Annotated in this window: 17 protein-coding genes and 3 tRNA genes; 13 read left to right on the top strand and 7 right to left on the bottom strand. The window is 37.4% G+C overall.

What is annotated here, in order from left to right:
* Positions 1-36: 36 nt before the first annotated feature.
* Positions 37-516 carry an outer membrane protein assembly factor BamE gene (locus MF1_RS03555; protein ID WP_161510763.1) on the bottom strand — a complete coding sequence of 160 codons (480 nt, stop codon included), beginning with the start codon at positions 514-516 and terminating at the stop codon, positions 37-39.
* Positions 517-728: 212 nt separating this feature from the next.
* On the opposite strand from MF1_RS03555, the gene MF1_RS03550 reads away from it, so the two are divergent.
* From MF1_RS03550 to MF1_RS03530, 5 genes are all read left to right on the top strand, one after another.
* On the top strand, positions 729-1,286 hold the full coding sequence (locus MF1_RS03550) for a DUF177 domain-containing protein (protein ID WP_161510481.1): 558 nt from the start codon (positions 729-731) through the stop codon (positions 1,284-1,286).
* 157 nt (positions 1,287-1,443) lie between these two features.
* Complete coding sequence (gene plsX, locus MF1_RS03545) at positions 1,444-2,517, top strand: phosphate acyltransferase PlsX (protein ID WP_161510480.1); 1,074 nt, start codon at positions 1,444-1,446, stop codon at positions 2,515-2,517.
* Positions 2,518-2,566: 49 nt separating this feature from the next.
* Positions 2,567-3,541, top strand: coding sequence for a beta-ketoacyl-ACP synthase III (locus MF1_RS03540; RefSeq protein WP_161510479.1), 975 nt, complete (start codon positions 2,567-2,569; stop codon positions 3,539-3,541).
* Positions 3,542-3,618: 77 nt separating this feature from the next.
* Positions 3,619-3,933 (top strand): integration host factor subunit alpha, encoded by a 315-nt coding sequence (locus MF1_RS03535; RefSeq protein ID WP_011179318.1) that lies wholly within the window; start codon positions 3,619-3,621, stop codon positions 3,931-3,933.
* Positions 3,934-4,141: 208 nt separating this feature from the next.
* Entirely contained in the window at positions 4,142-4,645 is a 504-nt protein-coding gene (locus MF1_RS03530; RefSeq protein WP_014924022.1) for a MerR family transcriptional regulator, read from the top strand.
* 45 nt (positions 4,646-4,690) lie between these two features.
* Here the strand turns inward: MF1_RS03530 and thrS are convergent, their stop codons facing one another.
* The 3 genes from thrS to MF1_RS03515 form a co-directional block, all read right to left on the bottom strand.
* On the bottom strand, positions 4,691-6,667 hold the full coding sequence (thrS, locus tag MF1_RS03525) for a threonine--tRNA ligase (RefSeq protein ID WP_042995369.1): 1,977 nt from the start codon (positions 6,665-6,667) through the stop codon (positions 4,691-4,693).
* Positions 6,668-6,787: 120 nt separating this feature from the next.
* Complete coding sequence (gene yidD, locus MF1_RS03520) at positions 6,788-7,141, bottom strand: membrane protein insertion efficiency factor YidD (protein WP_161510478.1); 354 nt, start codon at positions 7,139-7,141, stop codon at positions 6,788-6,790.
* The gene (locus MF1_RS03515) at positions 7,142-7,570 is read right to left on the bottom strand and encodes an iron-sulfur cluster assembly scaffold protein (protein ID WP_161510477.1); all 429 of its coding nucleotides are present in this window, start codon (positions 7,568-7,570) and stop codon (positions 7,142-7,144) included.
* A gap of 125 nt (positions 7,571-7,695) precedes the next feature.
* Here MF1_RS03515 and folE point away from each other — a divergent pair, with 125 nt between their 5' ends.
* The 4 genes from folE to MF1_RS03495 all read left to right on the top strand — a co-directional run bounded on the left by folE (position 7,696) and on the right by MF1_RS03495 (position 10,539).
* Complete coding sequence (gene folE, locus MF1_RS03510) at positions 7,696-8,316, top strand: GTP cyclohydrolase I FolE (RefSeq protein WP_014924026.1); 621 nt, start codon at positions 7,696-7,698, stop codon at positions 8,314-8,316.
* Positions 8,317-8,454: 138 nt separating this feature from the next.
* Positions 8,455-8,539, top strand: a tRNA-Leu gene (locus MF1_RS03505).
* Positions 8,540-8,720: 181 nt separating this feature from the next.
* A complete protein-coding gene (locus tag MF1_RS03500) occupies positions 8,721-9,905 on the top strand; it encodes an alpha/beta hydrolase (protein ID WP_161510476.1) in 1,185 nt (394 codons plus the stop codon).
* A gap of 139 nt (positions 9,906-10,044) precedes the next feature.
* Positions 10,045-10,539: a hypothetical protein gene (locus MF1_RS03495; protein ID WP_014924028.1), complete on the top strand. Its 495-nt coding sequence runs from the start codon at positions 10,045-10,047 to the stop codon at positions 10,537-10,539.
* A 303-nt stretch (positions 10,540-10,842) separates the two neighbouring features.
* Here MF1_RS03495 and MF1_RS03490 read toward each other — a convergent pair whose 3' ends face one another.
* The 3 genes from MF1_RS03490 to MF1_RS03480 form a co-directional block, all read right to left on the bottom strand.
* Entirely contained in the window at positions 10,843-11,052 is a 210-nt protein-coding gene (locus tag MF1_RS03490; protein WP_161510475.1) for a hypothetical protein, read from the bottom strand.
* Positions 11,053-11,478: 426 nt separating this feature from the next.
* Positions 11,479-11,571 carry a hypothetical protein gene (locus MF1_RS06850; protein ID WP_244614195.1) on the bottom strand — a complete coding sequence of 31 codons (93 nt, stop codon included), beginning with the start codon at positions 11,569-11,571 and terminating at the stop codon, positions 11,479-11,481.
* Positions 11,572-12,333: 762 nt separating this feature from the next.
* Positions 12,334-12,409, bottom strand: a tRNA-Val gene (locus tag MF1_RS03480).
* A 174-nt stretch (positions 12,410-12,583) separates the two neighbouring features.
* Between MF1_RS03480 and MF1_RS03475 the strand changes: the two genes are divergently transcribed.
* The 4 genes from MF1_RS03475 to MF1_RS03460 all read left to right on the top strand — a co-directional run bounded on the left by MF1_RS03475 (position 12,584) and on the right by MF1_RS03460 (position 14,529).
* A tRNA-Asp gene (locus tag MF1_RS03475) sits at positions 12,584-12,660 on the top strand.
* Between the two features lie 306 nt (positions 12,661-12,966).
* Positions 12,967-13,332, top strand: a complete 366-nt coding sequence (locus MF1_RS03470; RefSeq protein ID WP_014924030.1) for an NADH-quinone oxidoreductase subunit A — start codon at positions 12,967-12,969, stop codon at positions 13,330-13,332.
* Positions 13,323-13,904: a NuoB/complex I 20 kDa subunit family protein gene (locus MF1_RS03465; RefSeq protein ID WP_014924031.1), complete on the top strand. Its 582-nt coding sequence runs from the start codon at positions 13,323-13,325 to the stop codon at positions 13,902-13,904. Before MF1_RS03470 ends, MF1_RS03465 begins: the two co-directional genes overlap by 10 nt.
* Positions 13,905-13,920: 16 nt before the next feature.
* Entirely contained in the window at positions 13,921-14,529 is a 609-nt protein-coding gene (locus tag MF1_RS03460; RefSeq protein WP_014924032.1) for an NADH-quinone oxidoreductase subunit C, read from the top strand.
* Positions 14,530-14,633 lie beyond the last annotated feature (104 nt).

The following is a 14,633-nucleotide window of genomic DNA, read 5'->3' as shown; positions in this document are numbered from 1 at the left end:
ACCAATGTTATCAGAATTGTACGCAGCTGTTACAATTTAGTTATAGGTTGGTAAGTTTGCTGAGCCTTTAATAATCTGGATCAAGAAAGACTGTTCTTTGGTTATGGTTGGTGTTGTTTGTGCGATAAAATCGAATACTTGACCATCTTGTAGACCATAGTTAGCTATTTTAGCAACCTGATCATTTTTGTTGAAGTAAATGGCCAAAATTTTGCGATCAATAATTTTTGTTTTCATAAACTGCATCCCACGGTACCTAGTTTGTGAGATATAGTAAAAGACCTCATTATCATATTTTGTTTTTAGCGAGGGAGTTCCTAAGGCTAAAATAACTTGCTTCTGACTTGATCCAATGGAAATAGAATCAAACACATTTTTATCAAGGATATAACCTTCTTTATAGATTTGGCTTGAACCTGAAGAATCAAGAAAACTACAACCGGCAATTGTTACCATGCTTGCTGTTAACAGACCAATCAATAACTTGTACTTGATTAAGGCCACTATGTTGGGCATCTGAAACAATGATATCTCCATTTTATACTTAGATGTATGACAAGAAGGCAACCTCAATTTTCTCTCATTTTAGCATAGCTTACATTGAGTTTCCCTGTTATAAAATGAATTATGCCATACAGAATTTCTTTAGAAAAGAAAAAAATCAATGAAATGTACTTTGGCTAAATGAAAGCACAGTATTTATATCCCTTCATATTCGAGAGTTGCCAATGAGTATTCGAAATACTTCTCCAATGACATTCGCTTTAGTTTATCCAATCTCAGTAGGGTCATTACCGGCTAAAGGTATAAAGGTTCGTATCTCTGCAGATCAGAAAGAGTGCGCACATTTAGCTGAGAATCATGACTTAATGGAAGTGAAGTTTTGTGAGGGAGAATTCCATATTTTACCGTGGAAAAAGCATGGAGTACGCGTAAAAGGTTTATTGCGGGCATGTATAATACAATTGTGTGTTATAACATTAGAGCGACTAGAAAATATTCTCGATGAAAATATTGAGGTTTTTTTTGTTCCCGAAGACTCAAATTTGATAAAACCAAAAATATCAGAGGATACAAATGAACTGTTTTTAGATGCAGAGGGGCTAGATACACCAGAAGTTTTTTATGGCGATAAGATTGATATTGGTACAGTCATGGAAGAATTTTTTGAGTTGTCTATTAATCATTATCCACGTAAAGCGGGGACACACATGAGGGTCATTGAAAATTTAGGAGAAGCTGAGAAAAAATTATCGCCATTTTCTATTTTGAAAAGTTGGAAGTAATTGTAAGAACATAAAAAATTTATCTATTGTATACTGTTATAAAAACGGTATTTTCTGCGAAGCTGTTTTTGCACAATATGTTTCAGGGATGTTCAGCAGCAAAAAAAATCGCAACATGTGTTTAGAGTGTAAATGAAAAGATGTGGGATAGGCAGGCGTGATTAGAATTTCTGTGGATGTAATGGGCGGTGATTATGGTCCGGAAGCAACTATTGCAGGAGCAGCAATTGTACAAAAACATTTGCCAAATGTTTATTTTCTGTTTTATGGAGTAGATGAGGTTGTTAAGCCGGTTTTAAAAAAATACCCTTGTTTGGCTTCTTTATCGCGCTTTTGCTCCACAGAAAGTTATACACGTATGGATGAAAAACCAAGCCAAGCACTTCGCAATGGGCGGGGTAAATCATCAATGTGGTATGCAATTGAAGCAGTAAAAAATGGTGAAGCTGATGCTTGCATTTCTGCTGGCAATACTGGTGCACTCATGGCAATGTCTTATTTTTGTTTAAAAATGATGGCAGAAGCTGAACGTCCTGGGATTGCAGGTATTTGGCCAACGCTTCGGAGTGAAAGTGTTGTTTTGGATATTGGGGCAACTATTGGTGCATCCGCTAGCCAGTTGGTTGATTTAGCTGTTATGGGAGCGGGGATGTTTCGCACCTTATATCACACTGAAAAACCAAGTGTTGGGCTTTTAAATGTCGGTGTTGAAGAGGTTAAAGGCCTCTATGCTATCAAAAAGGCTGGGATGATATTGCGTGAAGTACAATTAGAAGGGCTAGAGTATAAGGGATTTGTTGAAGGCAATGATATCGGAAAGGGAATAGTAGATGTTGTTGTAACAGAGGGATTTTCTGGTAATATCGCTTTAAAAACCGCAGAGGGGACTGCGCGGCAGATAGGGGAAATCTTAAACACTGCTATGCGCAGTTCTTTTTTCTCATCCCTTGGTTATTTTTTGTCGCGGGGCGCTTTTCGTACACTGAGACATAAAATGGATCCCGATAGGGTGAATGGTGGAGTGCTTTTAGGTTTGAACGGTGTTGTCATAAAAAGTCATGGTAGCGCTAATGCTAGCGGTTTTGCTTCTGCTATTCGCGTTGCTTATGAGATGGTTAGTAATGGACTTTTGAAAAAAATAACGGCTGATTTGCGGCGGTTTCATGAAAATAAAGAAAAACTTTTTGATAAAGAAAGTGAACCCACGATTAATAATGGGGAGACCATATGATAAACATTTGTAATATAAGTAAAAAATCTCAAGAAAAGGTTAGAACCGAATGATTCGATCAGTTATTCGTGGTGTAGGTAGTGCCTTACCAAAAAAAAGCTTATCGAATGATGAGATTGCGAAGTTTGTTGAAACATCAGATTCGTGGATTGTTCAGCGTACAGGAATACGTCAACGTTACATTGCTAATGAAAATGAAACAACTGTTTCTTTAGGCGTAGAAGCTGCACGAGCTGCGCTTATAAATGCTAATCTAACGATAAAAGATATTGATTGTATTATTTTAGCAACCTCAACACCAAACCATACTTTTCCTGCTTCTGCTGTTGAAATTCAGCATGCTTTGGGAATGAGTCATGGATTTGCTTTTGATATTCAAGCTGTTTGCTCTGGTTTTATTTTTGCTTTAACAACAGGAGATGCTTATTTACGCTCTGGAGTAGCCAAGAGGATTTTGGTTATTGGATCTGAAACATTTTCTCGAATTTTAGATTGGAAAGATCGCACGACATGTGTTTTGTTTGGCGATGGGGCGGGTGCTGTTGTGTTGGAAGCACGGGAAATTCAGAGTAATGTTGCTTTGGAGTGTGGCATCTTGTCTGCGAAATTGTACTCTAATGGTGCGTATGTGAATAAGCTTTATGTTGATGGTGGACCTTCAACAACTCAAACGACGGGCTATTTACGTATGGAAGGACGAGAAGTTTTTAAATATGCAGTTTGTATGATAACTGATGCGGTTGATGACTGTTTTGCAGCTGCAGGTATCAATTCTTCACAATTAGATTGGTTCGTGCCTCATCAGGCCAATAAACGTATTATTGAAGCATCAGCTAAAAAATTGGGAATTTCTATGGATAAAGTTATAATTACTGTTGATCAACACGGTAATACGTCTGCGGCATCAGTTCCATTGGCTTTAACAACAGCTATTTGCGATGGAAGAATTAAAAAAGGAGATCTTGTCATGTTAGAGGCTATGGGAGGTGGATTTACATGGGGAGCAATTCTTATTCGTTGGTGAATTATAGTCGCTTGACCATATTTGAATAAAACGTATAAATCGTTTTGTAATTTTTAATATTTGAATAGGTGGTTAGAATGACAAGTAAGACAGTAACGCGTGCAGATTTAGCGAGCGTAGTTTGTAGAAAAGTGGGCTTGTCACATACTGAATCAGCAGCTTTGGTTGAATTGGTTTTGAATGAAATTTGCAATTCACTTGTAAGAGGGGAAGCAGTTAAACTCTCTTCTTTTGCAACTTTTCAAGTCCGCAATAAAAATGAACGCATTGGACGCAATCCAAAAACTGGTGTTGAAGCGCCTATCTCGCCTCGGCGTGTAGTGACATTTAAGGCTGCAAATGTCCTTAAACAAAGAATTCTAAATTCGCATCGTGCAAGACAGAAAAAATAATATCACGTAAATAAACGCTGTTACAATATCTGGTATTTGTTAAAAAAAAATTGTATAAGATGGGACTCTGCATTGTACTTTAAGCAAAAAGCTTTCTAGTTTAAATGCAGTCAATTATGGTCCTATTTTTGTCTAATCTTATTGAGAAATTAAAACTTAATGAGTCATTATAGAATCATTTGTAGAGTTTAAGATAAGGTATTGTAAAATGGATAAGAGCTCCGGTGCTTTTCGCACAATTAGCGAAGTGGCCGAATTATTGGAGCTTCCTCAGCATGTTTTACGATTCTGGGAAACACGTTTTAGGCAGATTAAACCAATGAAGCGTGGTGGCGGAAGACGCTATTATCGCCCAGTTGATGTTGATTTGCTCAATGGTATTAAGCAGTTATTATACGAGCAGGGTTATACGATAAAAGGTGTGCAACGCCTTTTAAAAGAGAAAGGTATTGCTTTTGTTACTGCAGTTGGTAATGGTGATCTTGATGCTATGGACGTCGTGTTAGAAAAAAAACATGGGGAACAAACTGCTGAATCTACGAGCAGTAAGCCTAAAAAGTCTTCTTTTGGGCTTTTGAGTTTCATGAGGAATGAAGGGGAAACATCTGTCGGTTCTGTTAATGTTTACAAAGATAAAACCGATAAAGCATTGTTGCAAGAAATACTGTTTGAATTAATTGAATGTAAGCGTGTGCTTGACAGAGCACGATAACGATGTTTTTCTTTCTTTATAGGCTTTTTCACCTTTTAGAGCATTTTAGCCATTTATTGAACGGCGCAAATCCGGTGACATTGCTTCATTTTTGAGTTGTTCAATCGTTTCTTCTATAGATAAGAAGACTTGGTCTGTACTTCCTAAACGGCGCATGCTTACGCTGTTTGTTTCAGCTTCACGTTTACCACATACCAAAATTACGGGAACTTTTTGTAAAGAATGTTCGCGTATTTTATAATTAATTTTTTCATTACGAAGATCTGATTTTGCGGAAAGTCCAACAGCTTTAAGCCTTGCTGTTATTTTTTTTGCATATTCATTTGCTTCGGATGTAATTGCTGCTACAACGACTTGTTCAGGCGCAAGCCAAAGTGGCATATGTCCAGCAAAATTTTCGATTAATATACCAAGGAAACGTTCCATTGATCCAAAAATGGCGCGATGAATCATGACTGGTTGGCGTTTTTCTGAATCTTTATCAATATAGAATGCATCAAAACGTTCAGGAAGATTAAAATCTACTTGTGTTGTTCCACATTGCCATTCGCGGCCGATAGCATCCTTCAATGTATATTCAAACTTAGGCCCATAAAATGCACCTTCACCTGGAAGGATACTTGTTTTGATTTGTCCTGCAAATTTTGTCTCAATAGTTTTAAGAACAGACTCCATGATATTTTCTGCATGATCCCATAATGAGTCAGATCCGACACGTTTTTCTGGGCGTGTTGAAAGCTTAAGACTGATCTCTTTAAAACCAAAATCGGCATAAGTTGATAAGATCAGATCATTAATATTGAGGCATTCATCAGCTAATTGCTCATCTGTGCAAAAAATATGCGCATCATCTTGTGTAAAGCTACGCACACGCATAAGACCGTGTAAGGCACCTGAAGGTTCATAGCGATGGACAACACCAAACTCAGCGAGTCTCACAGGTAAATCGCGATAAGATTTTAAACTATGTTTAAAAATCTGTACATGACCAGGACAATTCATTGGTTTAAGAGCATAAATACATTTATCATCCCAATCCTCAATTGCTGGAATTGCTTTGAACATATTCTCCTTGTACCATCCCCAATGACCAGATAATTCCCAAAGAGATTTATCGAGAACTTGTGGCGCATTAACTTCTGAATATTGATGATCATCAAGGCGTCTCCGCATATAACTGATCAAATTTTGAAACATTTTCCAGCCTTTTTTGTGCCAAAAAATCATTCCTGGTCCGTCTTCTTGAAAATGAAATAAGTCCATTTCACGTCCCAAACGACGATGATCGCGTTTCTCAGCTTCTTCTAGCATGTGTAGATAGGCTTTTAAATCATTTTCATTCGAAAATGCTGTGCCATAAATTCTCGTTAACATCGGGTTATGAGCATCGCCCCGCCAATAAGCTCCTGCGACTTTCATAAGTTTGAAAGCATTCCCAATTTGTCCAGTAGATTGCATGTGTGGACCACGGCAAAGGTCAAACCAATCACCTTGATAATAGATTTTTAAATCTTGATTGTCGGGAATACTATCGATAAGTTCAACCTTATAAAGTTCGTTTTTTTCAGAAAAAATTTCTCTGGCTTTTTTACGAGACCAAATTTCTTTTCTGAAAGGTTTATTACGTTGGATAATTTCATGCATTTTCTTTTCAATAATGGTGAGATCATTCAATGTAAAAGGTTGTTGACGCGCAAAGTCATAATAAAAACCATTTTCAATAACAGGGCCAATTGTAACTTGTGTTTCAGGAAAGAGTTCTTGCACTGCTTCGGCTAAAACATGCGCACAATCGTGGCGTATGAGTTCAAGGGCACGTGGATCTTCGCGGGTAATGATTTCTATCTGACCAGACTGTCCTAATGGATCCGATAGATCTCGGGTGATTCCATTAAGGCTATAGGCAACTGCTTTTTTTGCAAGTGATTTAGAAATGGATGCAGCCAATTCTAAACCAGTCATTTCATTGGGGTAATCACGTTTTGAACCATCGGGAAAAGAGAGAGAAACAGAGCAAGACATAAAACACCCCTTTGATCCAATTCCGCCGACAATAGCGGGTGGTTTCATGAGAAATTGAGTTATAAGTAGTTAAGGCAAATTAAACTCATTTTTATCAATATGCATGAAAAAAGAAAAGAATTATTTATTGTGTCTGGCAGAAATTTTCCAGTAGCACCAAGGTTTATAAAAATAGTAAGAATTTCCAAGAGAGGTGGGTACTGGATCAAAACCATGTGTTCCAAATGGACCACAACGCATGATGCGAAAAAGTCCCATCCACGCACCAGCCCACAGTCCGTGACGTGCGATTGCTTCATAAATATATTCTGAACAGGTCGGTGCATGGCGACACTGGTTTCCTATAAAACTGGAAAGTGTTATTTGATAAAAACGGATCAATAGAAGACCAAGTAATCGTCCGGGTGTTTTTCGCCAAGGGCCTGTATAATTGCGAGTTTGTGCCTTTTTTTTCTGAGGATGTAGTTTAAACATTTATTTTTCTTCAACTTGTTGAATACAATCTATGACGGCATCAAAAATGAGCATCGTTGATGTGTGGCGCGCTTTATAGTCTTTTATAGGCTGCAGACAGGAAAATGCTTCAAATGGAGCTGGAGGAGGAGGGCCATCTTCTGTCAGCATATGGTAGATAGTTTCATGCAACATTTTAAGATTTTGTGTTGTTTGGCCGATGATATGAAATGCTAAAAGTGAAGCTGCAGCTTGTCCTAACACACATGCACGTACTTCATGGGCAAAATCTGTAACAATGTTATTTTCTATTTTTAAATCTACGGTGATTGTTGAACCGCAAAGGCGTGCATGTTTTTTTGACGTTGCATCGGGGTTATTAAGACGTCCAATTTTGCTTAGATGGGCAGCATGTTCAAGTATTTTATCACTGTAGATATTATCAATCATGAGCTATTGCCTGAAATTTCGAAAGCCGTGATTGTTTAAGCTTTTCATTCGATTATATAGAGATTATACAGGATGAAATAGATATGTAGCAAATGCTTTGTATATGGTAGGGTTGGAGTTTTAAAATGCATAATATTAAAGGAGGTACTAAAAACCCTTTTTTATCTGGAAGGAAGCGTCCTCAGTTTGAAGAAGTGGAAGCGGCAATTCGTACATTGCTATTATGGATAGGGGAAAATCCAAATCGAGAAGGGCTTTTAGACACTCCAAGACGCGTCGCTAAGGCATATCGTGATCTTTTTATCGGTTATGGCGAATCGGTTGAAGAAATCTTGGGCACGGTTTTTGAAGAGGTTTCAGGCTATAATGAACCAGTAATCGTGAAAGATATCTCTTTTTATTCGCATTGTGAACATCATATGATCCCAATTGTTGGGAAAGCTCATATCGCTTATCTTCCTGATGAAAAGGTTGTTGGTCTTTCAAAAATTGCACGGATTGTAGATGTTTTTTCTCGTCGTTTACAGACACAGGAAACCATGACAGCTCAAATAGCTGATGCGTTAGAAGAATATCTAAAACCTTGTGGTATTGCAGTCTTAATTGAGGCTGAACACATGTGTATGACTATGAGAGGAGTACAAAAGCAGGGAGCTACAACGATTACAACAAGTTTTCATGGCTCTTATGAAAATGATCAAGTTGCACAGACTAATTTTATGATGATAGTGCGTAGATCGTCGTAAGATCTATATTCTCATAGTTTGTATCGATTTATATCGGTAAGTATCCAGATAAAAAATCATCAGAAAATGAAAATGAGCTTGTGCCTTGCTTAGTGATTTGTTAAATTCAGAGAACTGATGTGTTTGGATTCACCACGTGCGGTCGTGGCGGAAGTGGTAGACGTGCAGCGTTGAGGTCGCTGTGGGGTAACCCGTGGAAGTTCGAGTCTTCTCGACCGCACCATTTGTATTCTCAATTGCTAGTTAAGGATAAATAGGCGAATAATACGGTATTAGAGCGGAATTTTTTTAGCGTATTATTTGTAGTACGTTTCTAGTAATGGTTTCGTTTCAGATTCGTGAAAGTTTATCTTTTTACCTGTAGTTGAAATGTTATTTTTTTCAAAGGACGGGGTGATGCTGCAGTGAGAATTACAGTGTTTTTAAAGTATTTAACACTCTTTATTTGCTTTTCTTTATTAACGGCGTGTAGTACATCGCGGGCTGTCCTTTGGCATGGTATCCATGCAACACCATCTATGATTGCAGTGAAGAAGGAAGTTGAAGGTAGACCGATACCTCCGAAAGCTATCGTTCCAGTGTATGTTGCAACAAGTCGTATGATACAAAATAACTATTCTCAGCCTTATGGAACAGAGCGATCAAATAAAGTGTATTATAATCGCGTTGACGTAGGAATCCCTCAACAACACGTGAAGGGTTTTGTAGAGATAAACACTTATAGTCCTACTCACGATAAATATTTTGCAGCAGTAGCATTGCAAAAATACGATAACAGGGAACAATTTAAACAGCAATTAAATGCTGCTTTAGAAAAAAAGTCAAAAGGAAAAAGAGAAATTTTCCTTTTTATTCATGGCTATAATAATAATTTTGCAGATGGTACATTTCGTACAGCCCAGTTTACATATGATTATTCTTTAAATGTTGTCGCTGTGCACTATTCGTGGCCCTCTGCCGGATCAATCCCCCTTTATATTTATGACCGTGATAGCGCCAATTTCGCGCGTGATGGAATGATAGAGCTCTTGACACTTATTAGTGAAACAAAAGCTGATCGGATTTCTGTTATTGCGCACTCTATGGGAAATTTTGTCATAATGGAGGCGTTTAGAACTCTAGCATTACAAGGAAAATATAAACCTATTCGCCGTATTACAAGTTTGTTAATGGCAGCGCCAGACATTGATGTTGATGTGTTTGAGCGTCAACTGAAGGATATTAAGAAATTGCCTCAGCCAACAGCTATTTTGGTATCTCGTGCGGATAAAGCTCTCGCTGTTTCAGGGCGTCTTACGGGTGGACATCATCGTGTGGGAGATGGGTCGGATATTGAAATGTTGCGTAAAAATGGAATAGCTGTTCTTGATTTTTCTAATGTTGATGGTGGAGCGCACAATGTATTTGCCTCTTCACCAACGTTAATGGCTCTTTCTCGAGAAGGTTCTTTGGCCTCAACAATTATGCAGGGTACAGAATTATCACTTAGTCAGGCGCTGCTTGCTGATAGTGGTAGTGTGTTGGAAAAAACAACGCACCTTATCCTTTATACACCTGTGCGTCTTTTATCCCCACTAGCTGGACGTTAAGTTCGAAAAGAATGGAGATTTCTCCTAAGATATAAATAAATTGGGAACAATATTTTTTAGCATTTTCTTTAGAATGGCTTTGTAGAATCAGAAATGAATAGCGGGATGAATATAAAAACACTCATTAGGTGAATTTGTGATGGTTGTAAAAAAACGCTATTCCAATACATCTATATTGGTTGGTTATTTATCTCATTCCGCAGTTAAGTTGCTAGATATTCATTCTATACTTTTGAAGGTGAGAGAAGATAATATGGGGGGAGAACCAAATTTATTGCGTCAAATTGATTCCACAAAAAAACAGCTGGATGAGATAAGTTATGCTCTTATTTTAGAATACCGTAAACGCCAAGAAAATGAGCGTTTTTTAAAACAAATTTTACTATCAATTTCCGATCAACTTTTCTCACTTAATAGTGGTTTTAAAGAAACTGGACGCCTTTTGTTTCAAGAGATTAGAATGCTTCAATCTCAGATGCAGTGTTTTTACAAGAATAGGGAGAAGCAACATTTATTAAGTGAGCAAGAATCTTTTTCTTCTCCATCAAAGATTGATGAAGTTATTAAACAGTTACAAAAAGCACGAAAAAAGCTTGTTATTGAAAGCCCACATCTTTTTGAAAAAGAGTATTAAAGCGAAAAATAAAGGATTTTCTTAATTAAGCATGTTGATAAAAATATTTTCAGCTTAATAGAAAACAGTGCAAACGAAGGATCATAGCATTTGAGATAAGAAAAAGCATATGCCTATTGGTAGAGTTTGTAATAAGATTTTCTGATCAATTTTGCTATGAAATTGTCGGCATGTTCACTAAAACCTTGCATATTTTTTCACAATAGGATCTGACAAAATTTAAAAAAATATTAAAGAAAATTAGTAGAAAAAGTCATGAAATCATCTTTCTTTACTTTAAAAGAGAATAGAAAAACCAAAATGCTATATGTTTCTGTTTTGTTTACGATCATCAATAAGCATTAGAATCCGTTCAATCGCAATGCGAAGATGGATTGACATGCGTGCAACGAACCGCTTAAGTACAAAAGCAGTAATAATCTTAAGTGCTGATAAATAATGATAGCGCAGGCTTTTGGCTTTATAAGCGCGAGGATGGAAGGGCTCAGTGGGTGTTGTGTTATACGGATTCATGAGTGACAGCGAGAAATGGGGTTGGGAGCTTGTAAAGATATCTCCTTAAAGAAAGTACGGGAGTGGTGATAGAGATCAATAGAAAAGTCCACTATTTTGCTGAATAAAGAAAAATTTATAAATTTGTTCTGCTTATAGAAAATATCCCATTGTAAATAATCAGTTGATCAGGAAATTTTAAGCTTTTTAAGTAGAGCAAGAGACATTGATAAATTTGTTTAGACGCGATAGTTGAAGGCATTTTTAATAGGGATAATGGGAGAGGTATAACGCTACAATTACTTTTACAAAGATATCATGATGAGGTGCATACCGAACGAAGAGGCATTAGCATGTCAGATGCCTAGGTCCTTAAAGAGCGCGTCAGCGTTTTCAAATGTTTTGCCTTTGCCTTCGTTTAGTTCCTTTATAGCTTTGCGCGTGGCACTATTTTGTACTTTGATCATCAAAAGGCAAAAAGCCTTCTTCAGCTACACGAAAAAATGTCATGCAAATGAAATCTGATGCACTTAACCCCATGCGTTCCAAGGTGATCATTGCTTTTTTTCATGTCAATAAGAATACGTGAGCGAACGACAGAATGAGCCCTCATTATAGTGCTTCATCCATTAATCTTAACTTTATATTAAAGGTGGCTACATTATGGCTCAAAATCAACTTTTTGGAAGTGGAATATTTTGAATGTCTGATACGGATAAAAATACCTCGAAAAAAGTTTTGATTTGTAAGCATTGCAGAGGAAAAACTGAAAAATTGTGATAGAATCAGAACAAATATTCTTCTCGTTTAGAGAGCTTTTATTCAGTTCTTACACATTTGGTAAAATTGTGCGCAAACTTTGCATTGATTGTACCAAACGAACTTTTTCTAGATATAGCTGAGAAATTAGGCATGTCTGCGACTTTTGTGTTCTGCAGAGATTGGTAAAAAGGTGTGTACATTTGGAATGGAAAAAAATCATAGAGCTATACGCTTTTTAGATCAAAAGATGTCAGCACTGTTAAGAGGAGAAGCAAATGCTGGTCGTCAGAATTTTACAATAAAACCTCTTGATCCGTTACAACATGAAATTACTAGCATGTTTATTAGAGTTTTCATTAAAGTTCTATAATTCTCCCCAAGAGAACTTAGCACCACTCAAAGAATTATTAAAAGTCATTTTCCAAGAAAGCGTTTTGTAGCGCTACGTTCGAAAATCCTATCCCGTCACTTTAATATTTACCCATCTCTCAACCTTTAAAAAGGTATATAAAATCAATTAAGTTATGGCACAAAATCAAATGGTGGGCGATGAGAGACTCGAACTCCCGACATCTTCGGTGTAAACGAAGCGCTCTACCAGCTGAGCTAATCGCCCAATGCAATGATCAGCAACTGAATGGCACTCTTTAAGGAAAAATTTTTCCAAACGCAAGAATAAAGATGTTATTTGATGATTTTTTTGAAAAAATGCATAAGCCTGCTTGACATAAACGAAGGAACCTCTTACACGACCGCTTGTACCAATGATAAATTGGTTCGAGAGAAGTGCGCGGGTGTAGCTCAGTTGGTTAGAGTGCTGGCCTGTCACGCCGGAGGTCGCGGGTTCGAGCCCCGTCACTCGCGCCATTTCGTGATTCTTTTATGCAATTTCCGTTTTTTGAGCGTAAATCTTATTTGCAGGGCACAGAGCCTTTAGAGTATTAGCTTTAGGATGTTTCTTGGAATATTGCTTTTCTTCCTTTTTATGTGGTTTATAAGAATAGGACTTGCGTCTTTCTTTGCTCTGCGTTACCTATGCCTAAGAAAATATCATCCGACATGCCCTTGAAGCAGTACGAATGGAATTAACAGAGCGGTTATTACAGTCTATTTTAATTTAACAATGCTGAGTGGTTGTGTTAATTCAAGCATTTCTTAAGGTGGAAGAGGATTATGACTCATTTATTGAGCTCTTATTTACCGGTCTTTATTTTTATTGTTGTCTCCGCAGTTATTGCTGGGACCCTTTTGATTATGCCTTACCTCGTGGCTTATCGTTCCCCCGATCCTGAAAAATTATCAGCTTATGAATGTGGGTTTAATTCGTTTAACGATGCACGCATGAAGTTTGATATTCGTTTTTATTTGGTATCGATTTTGTTTATTATTTTTGATCTTGAAGTTGCTTTTCTTTTTCCTTGGGCAGTTTCATTTGGCTCGATAGGTATGTTCGGTTTTTGGTCAATGATTATATTCTTAGCACTTTTGACTGTTGGTTTTATATATGAATGGAAAAAAGGAGCTCTTGAATGGGATTAAGATCTGGAAATTCAATGGTCGTGGCTCCAAAATCAAAAGGAATTATTGATCCTAATACCGGTAAGTTGATAGGTTCTGACGATAGATTTTTTCATGACATTAATGCTGAATTATCGGATAAGGGCTTTTTAGTTACTTCTGCGGACGCTTTGATCACGTGGGCACGTACGGGTTCTCTAATGTGGATGAGTTTTGGTTTGGCTTGTTGTGCGATCGAAATGATGCAATGTTCAATGCCTCATTACGATAATGAGCGTTTTGGATATGCGCCGCGCGCTTCACCCCGTCAGTCAGATGTGATGGTAGTCGCTGGTACTCTAACAAATAAAATGGCGCCTGCTTTAAGGAAAGTTTATGACCAGATGCCTGAACCCCGTTATGTAATTTCTATGGGATCATGTGCAAATGGTGGTGGATATTACCATTATTCTTATTCAGTTGTCCGTGGCTGTGACCGTATTGTGCCTGTAGATATTTATGTTCCAGGATGTCCTCCTACGGCAGAGGCATTATTGTATGGTATATTATTGTTGCAGAAAAAAATCCGTCGTACTGGATCAATAGAACGGTAGGGAGTCTTTGTTGTTGATGAATGAATCATTGGTAGAACTTTCTGCTTATTTGAAAAACAAATTAGGAGATAAGCTTGAAGAAACTATTCTTGCATTTGGCGAATTGACCATTGTATCGCGTCTTGATGCAATTACGGGTGTTTTAATGTTTGTCCGTGATGATTCTCGCTGTCAGTTTATTAATCTTACGGACATTAGTGGCGTTGATTATCCTTCTCGCGATAAGCGTTTTGATGTCTCTTATCAATTGTTGGCTCCTCGCCATAATTTACGGTTGCGGATTAAGGTGCGTACTGATGAAAATACTCCCGTTGCTTCCGCGTGCTCGATTTACCCTGGAGCAGAATGGTATGAGCGTGAGGCATACGATATGTATGGAATTTTATTTTCAGGCCATCCGGATTTAAGACGGATCTTAACTGATTATGGATTTGAAGGATATCCTTTACGCAAAGATTTCCCTGTAACAGGATTTGTTGAATGCCGTTATGATAATGAGGCAAAGAGGGTAATTTATGAGCCTGTTGTTTTGCGACAAGAAATGCGCAATTTTGATTTTCTTTCTCCTTGGGAGGGTGCTCAATATGTTTTGCCATGTAATGAAAAAGCAGAGGGTGAAAAATGATATTTGAGCTGATATGGTATGGCATTAGAATAATGAAATTCTTAGATAACTGAATATTTTCAATGTGATGAAAGTTTTTGTTAAAATTTGATATAAGTTTTTTT

This window comes from Bartonella quintana (assembly GCF_009936175.1).
Classification (GTDB): Bacteria; Pseudomonadota; Alphaproteobacteria; order Rhizobiales; family Rhizobiaceae; genus Bartonella; species Bartonella quintana.
This window is presented reverse-complemented; position numbering and strand designations above follow the sequence as displayed.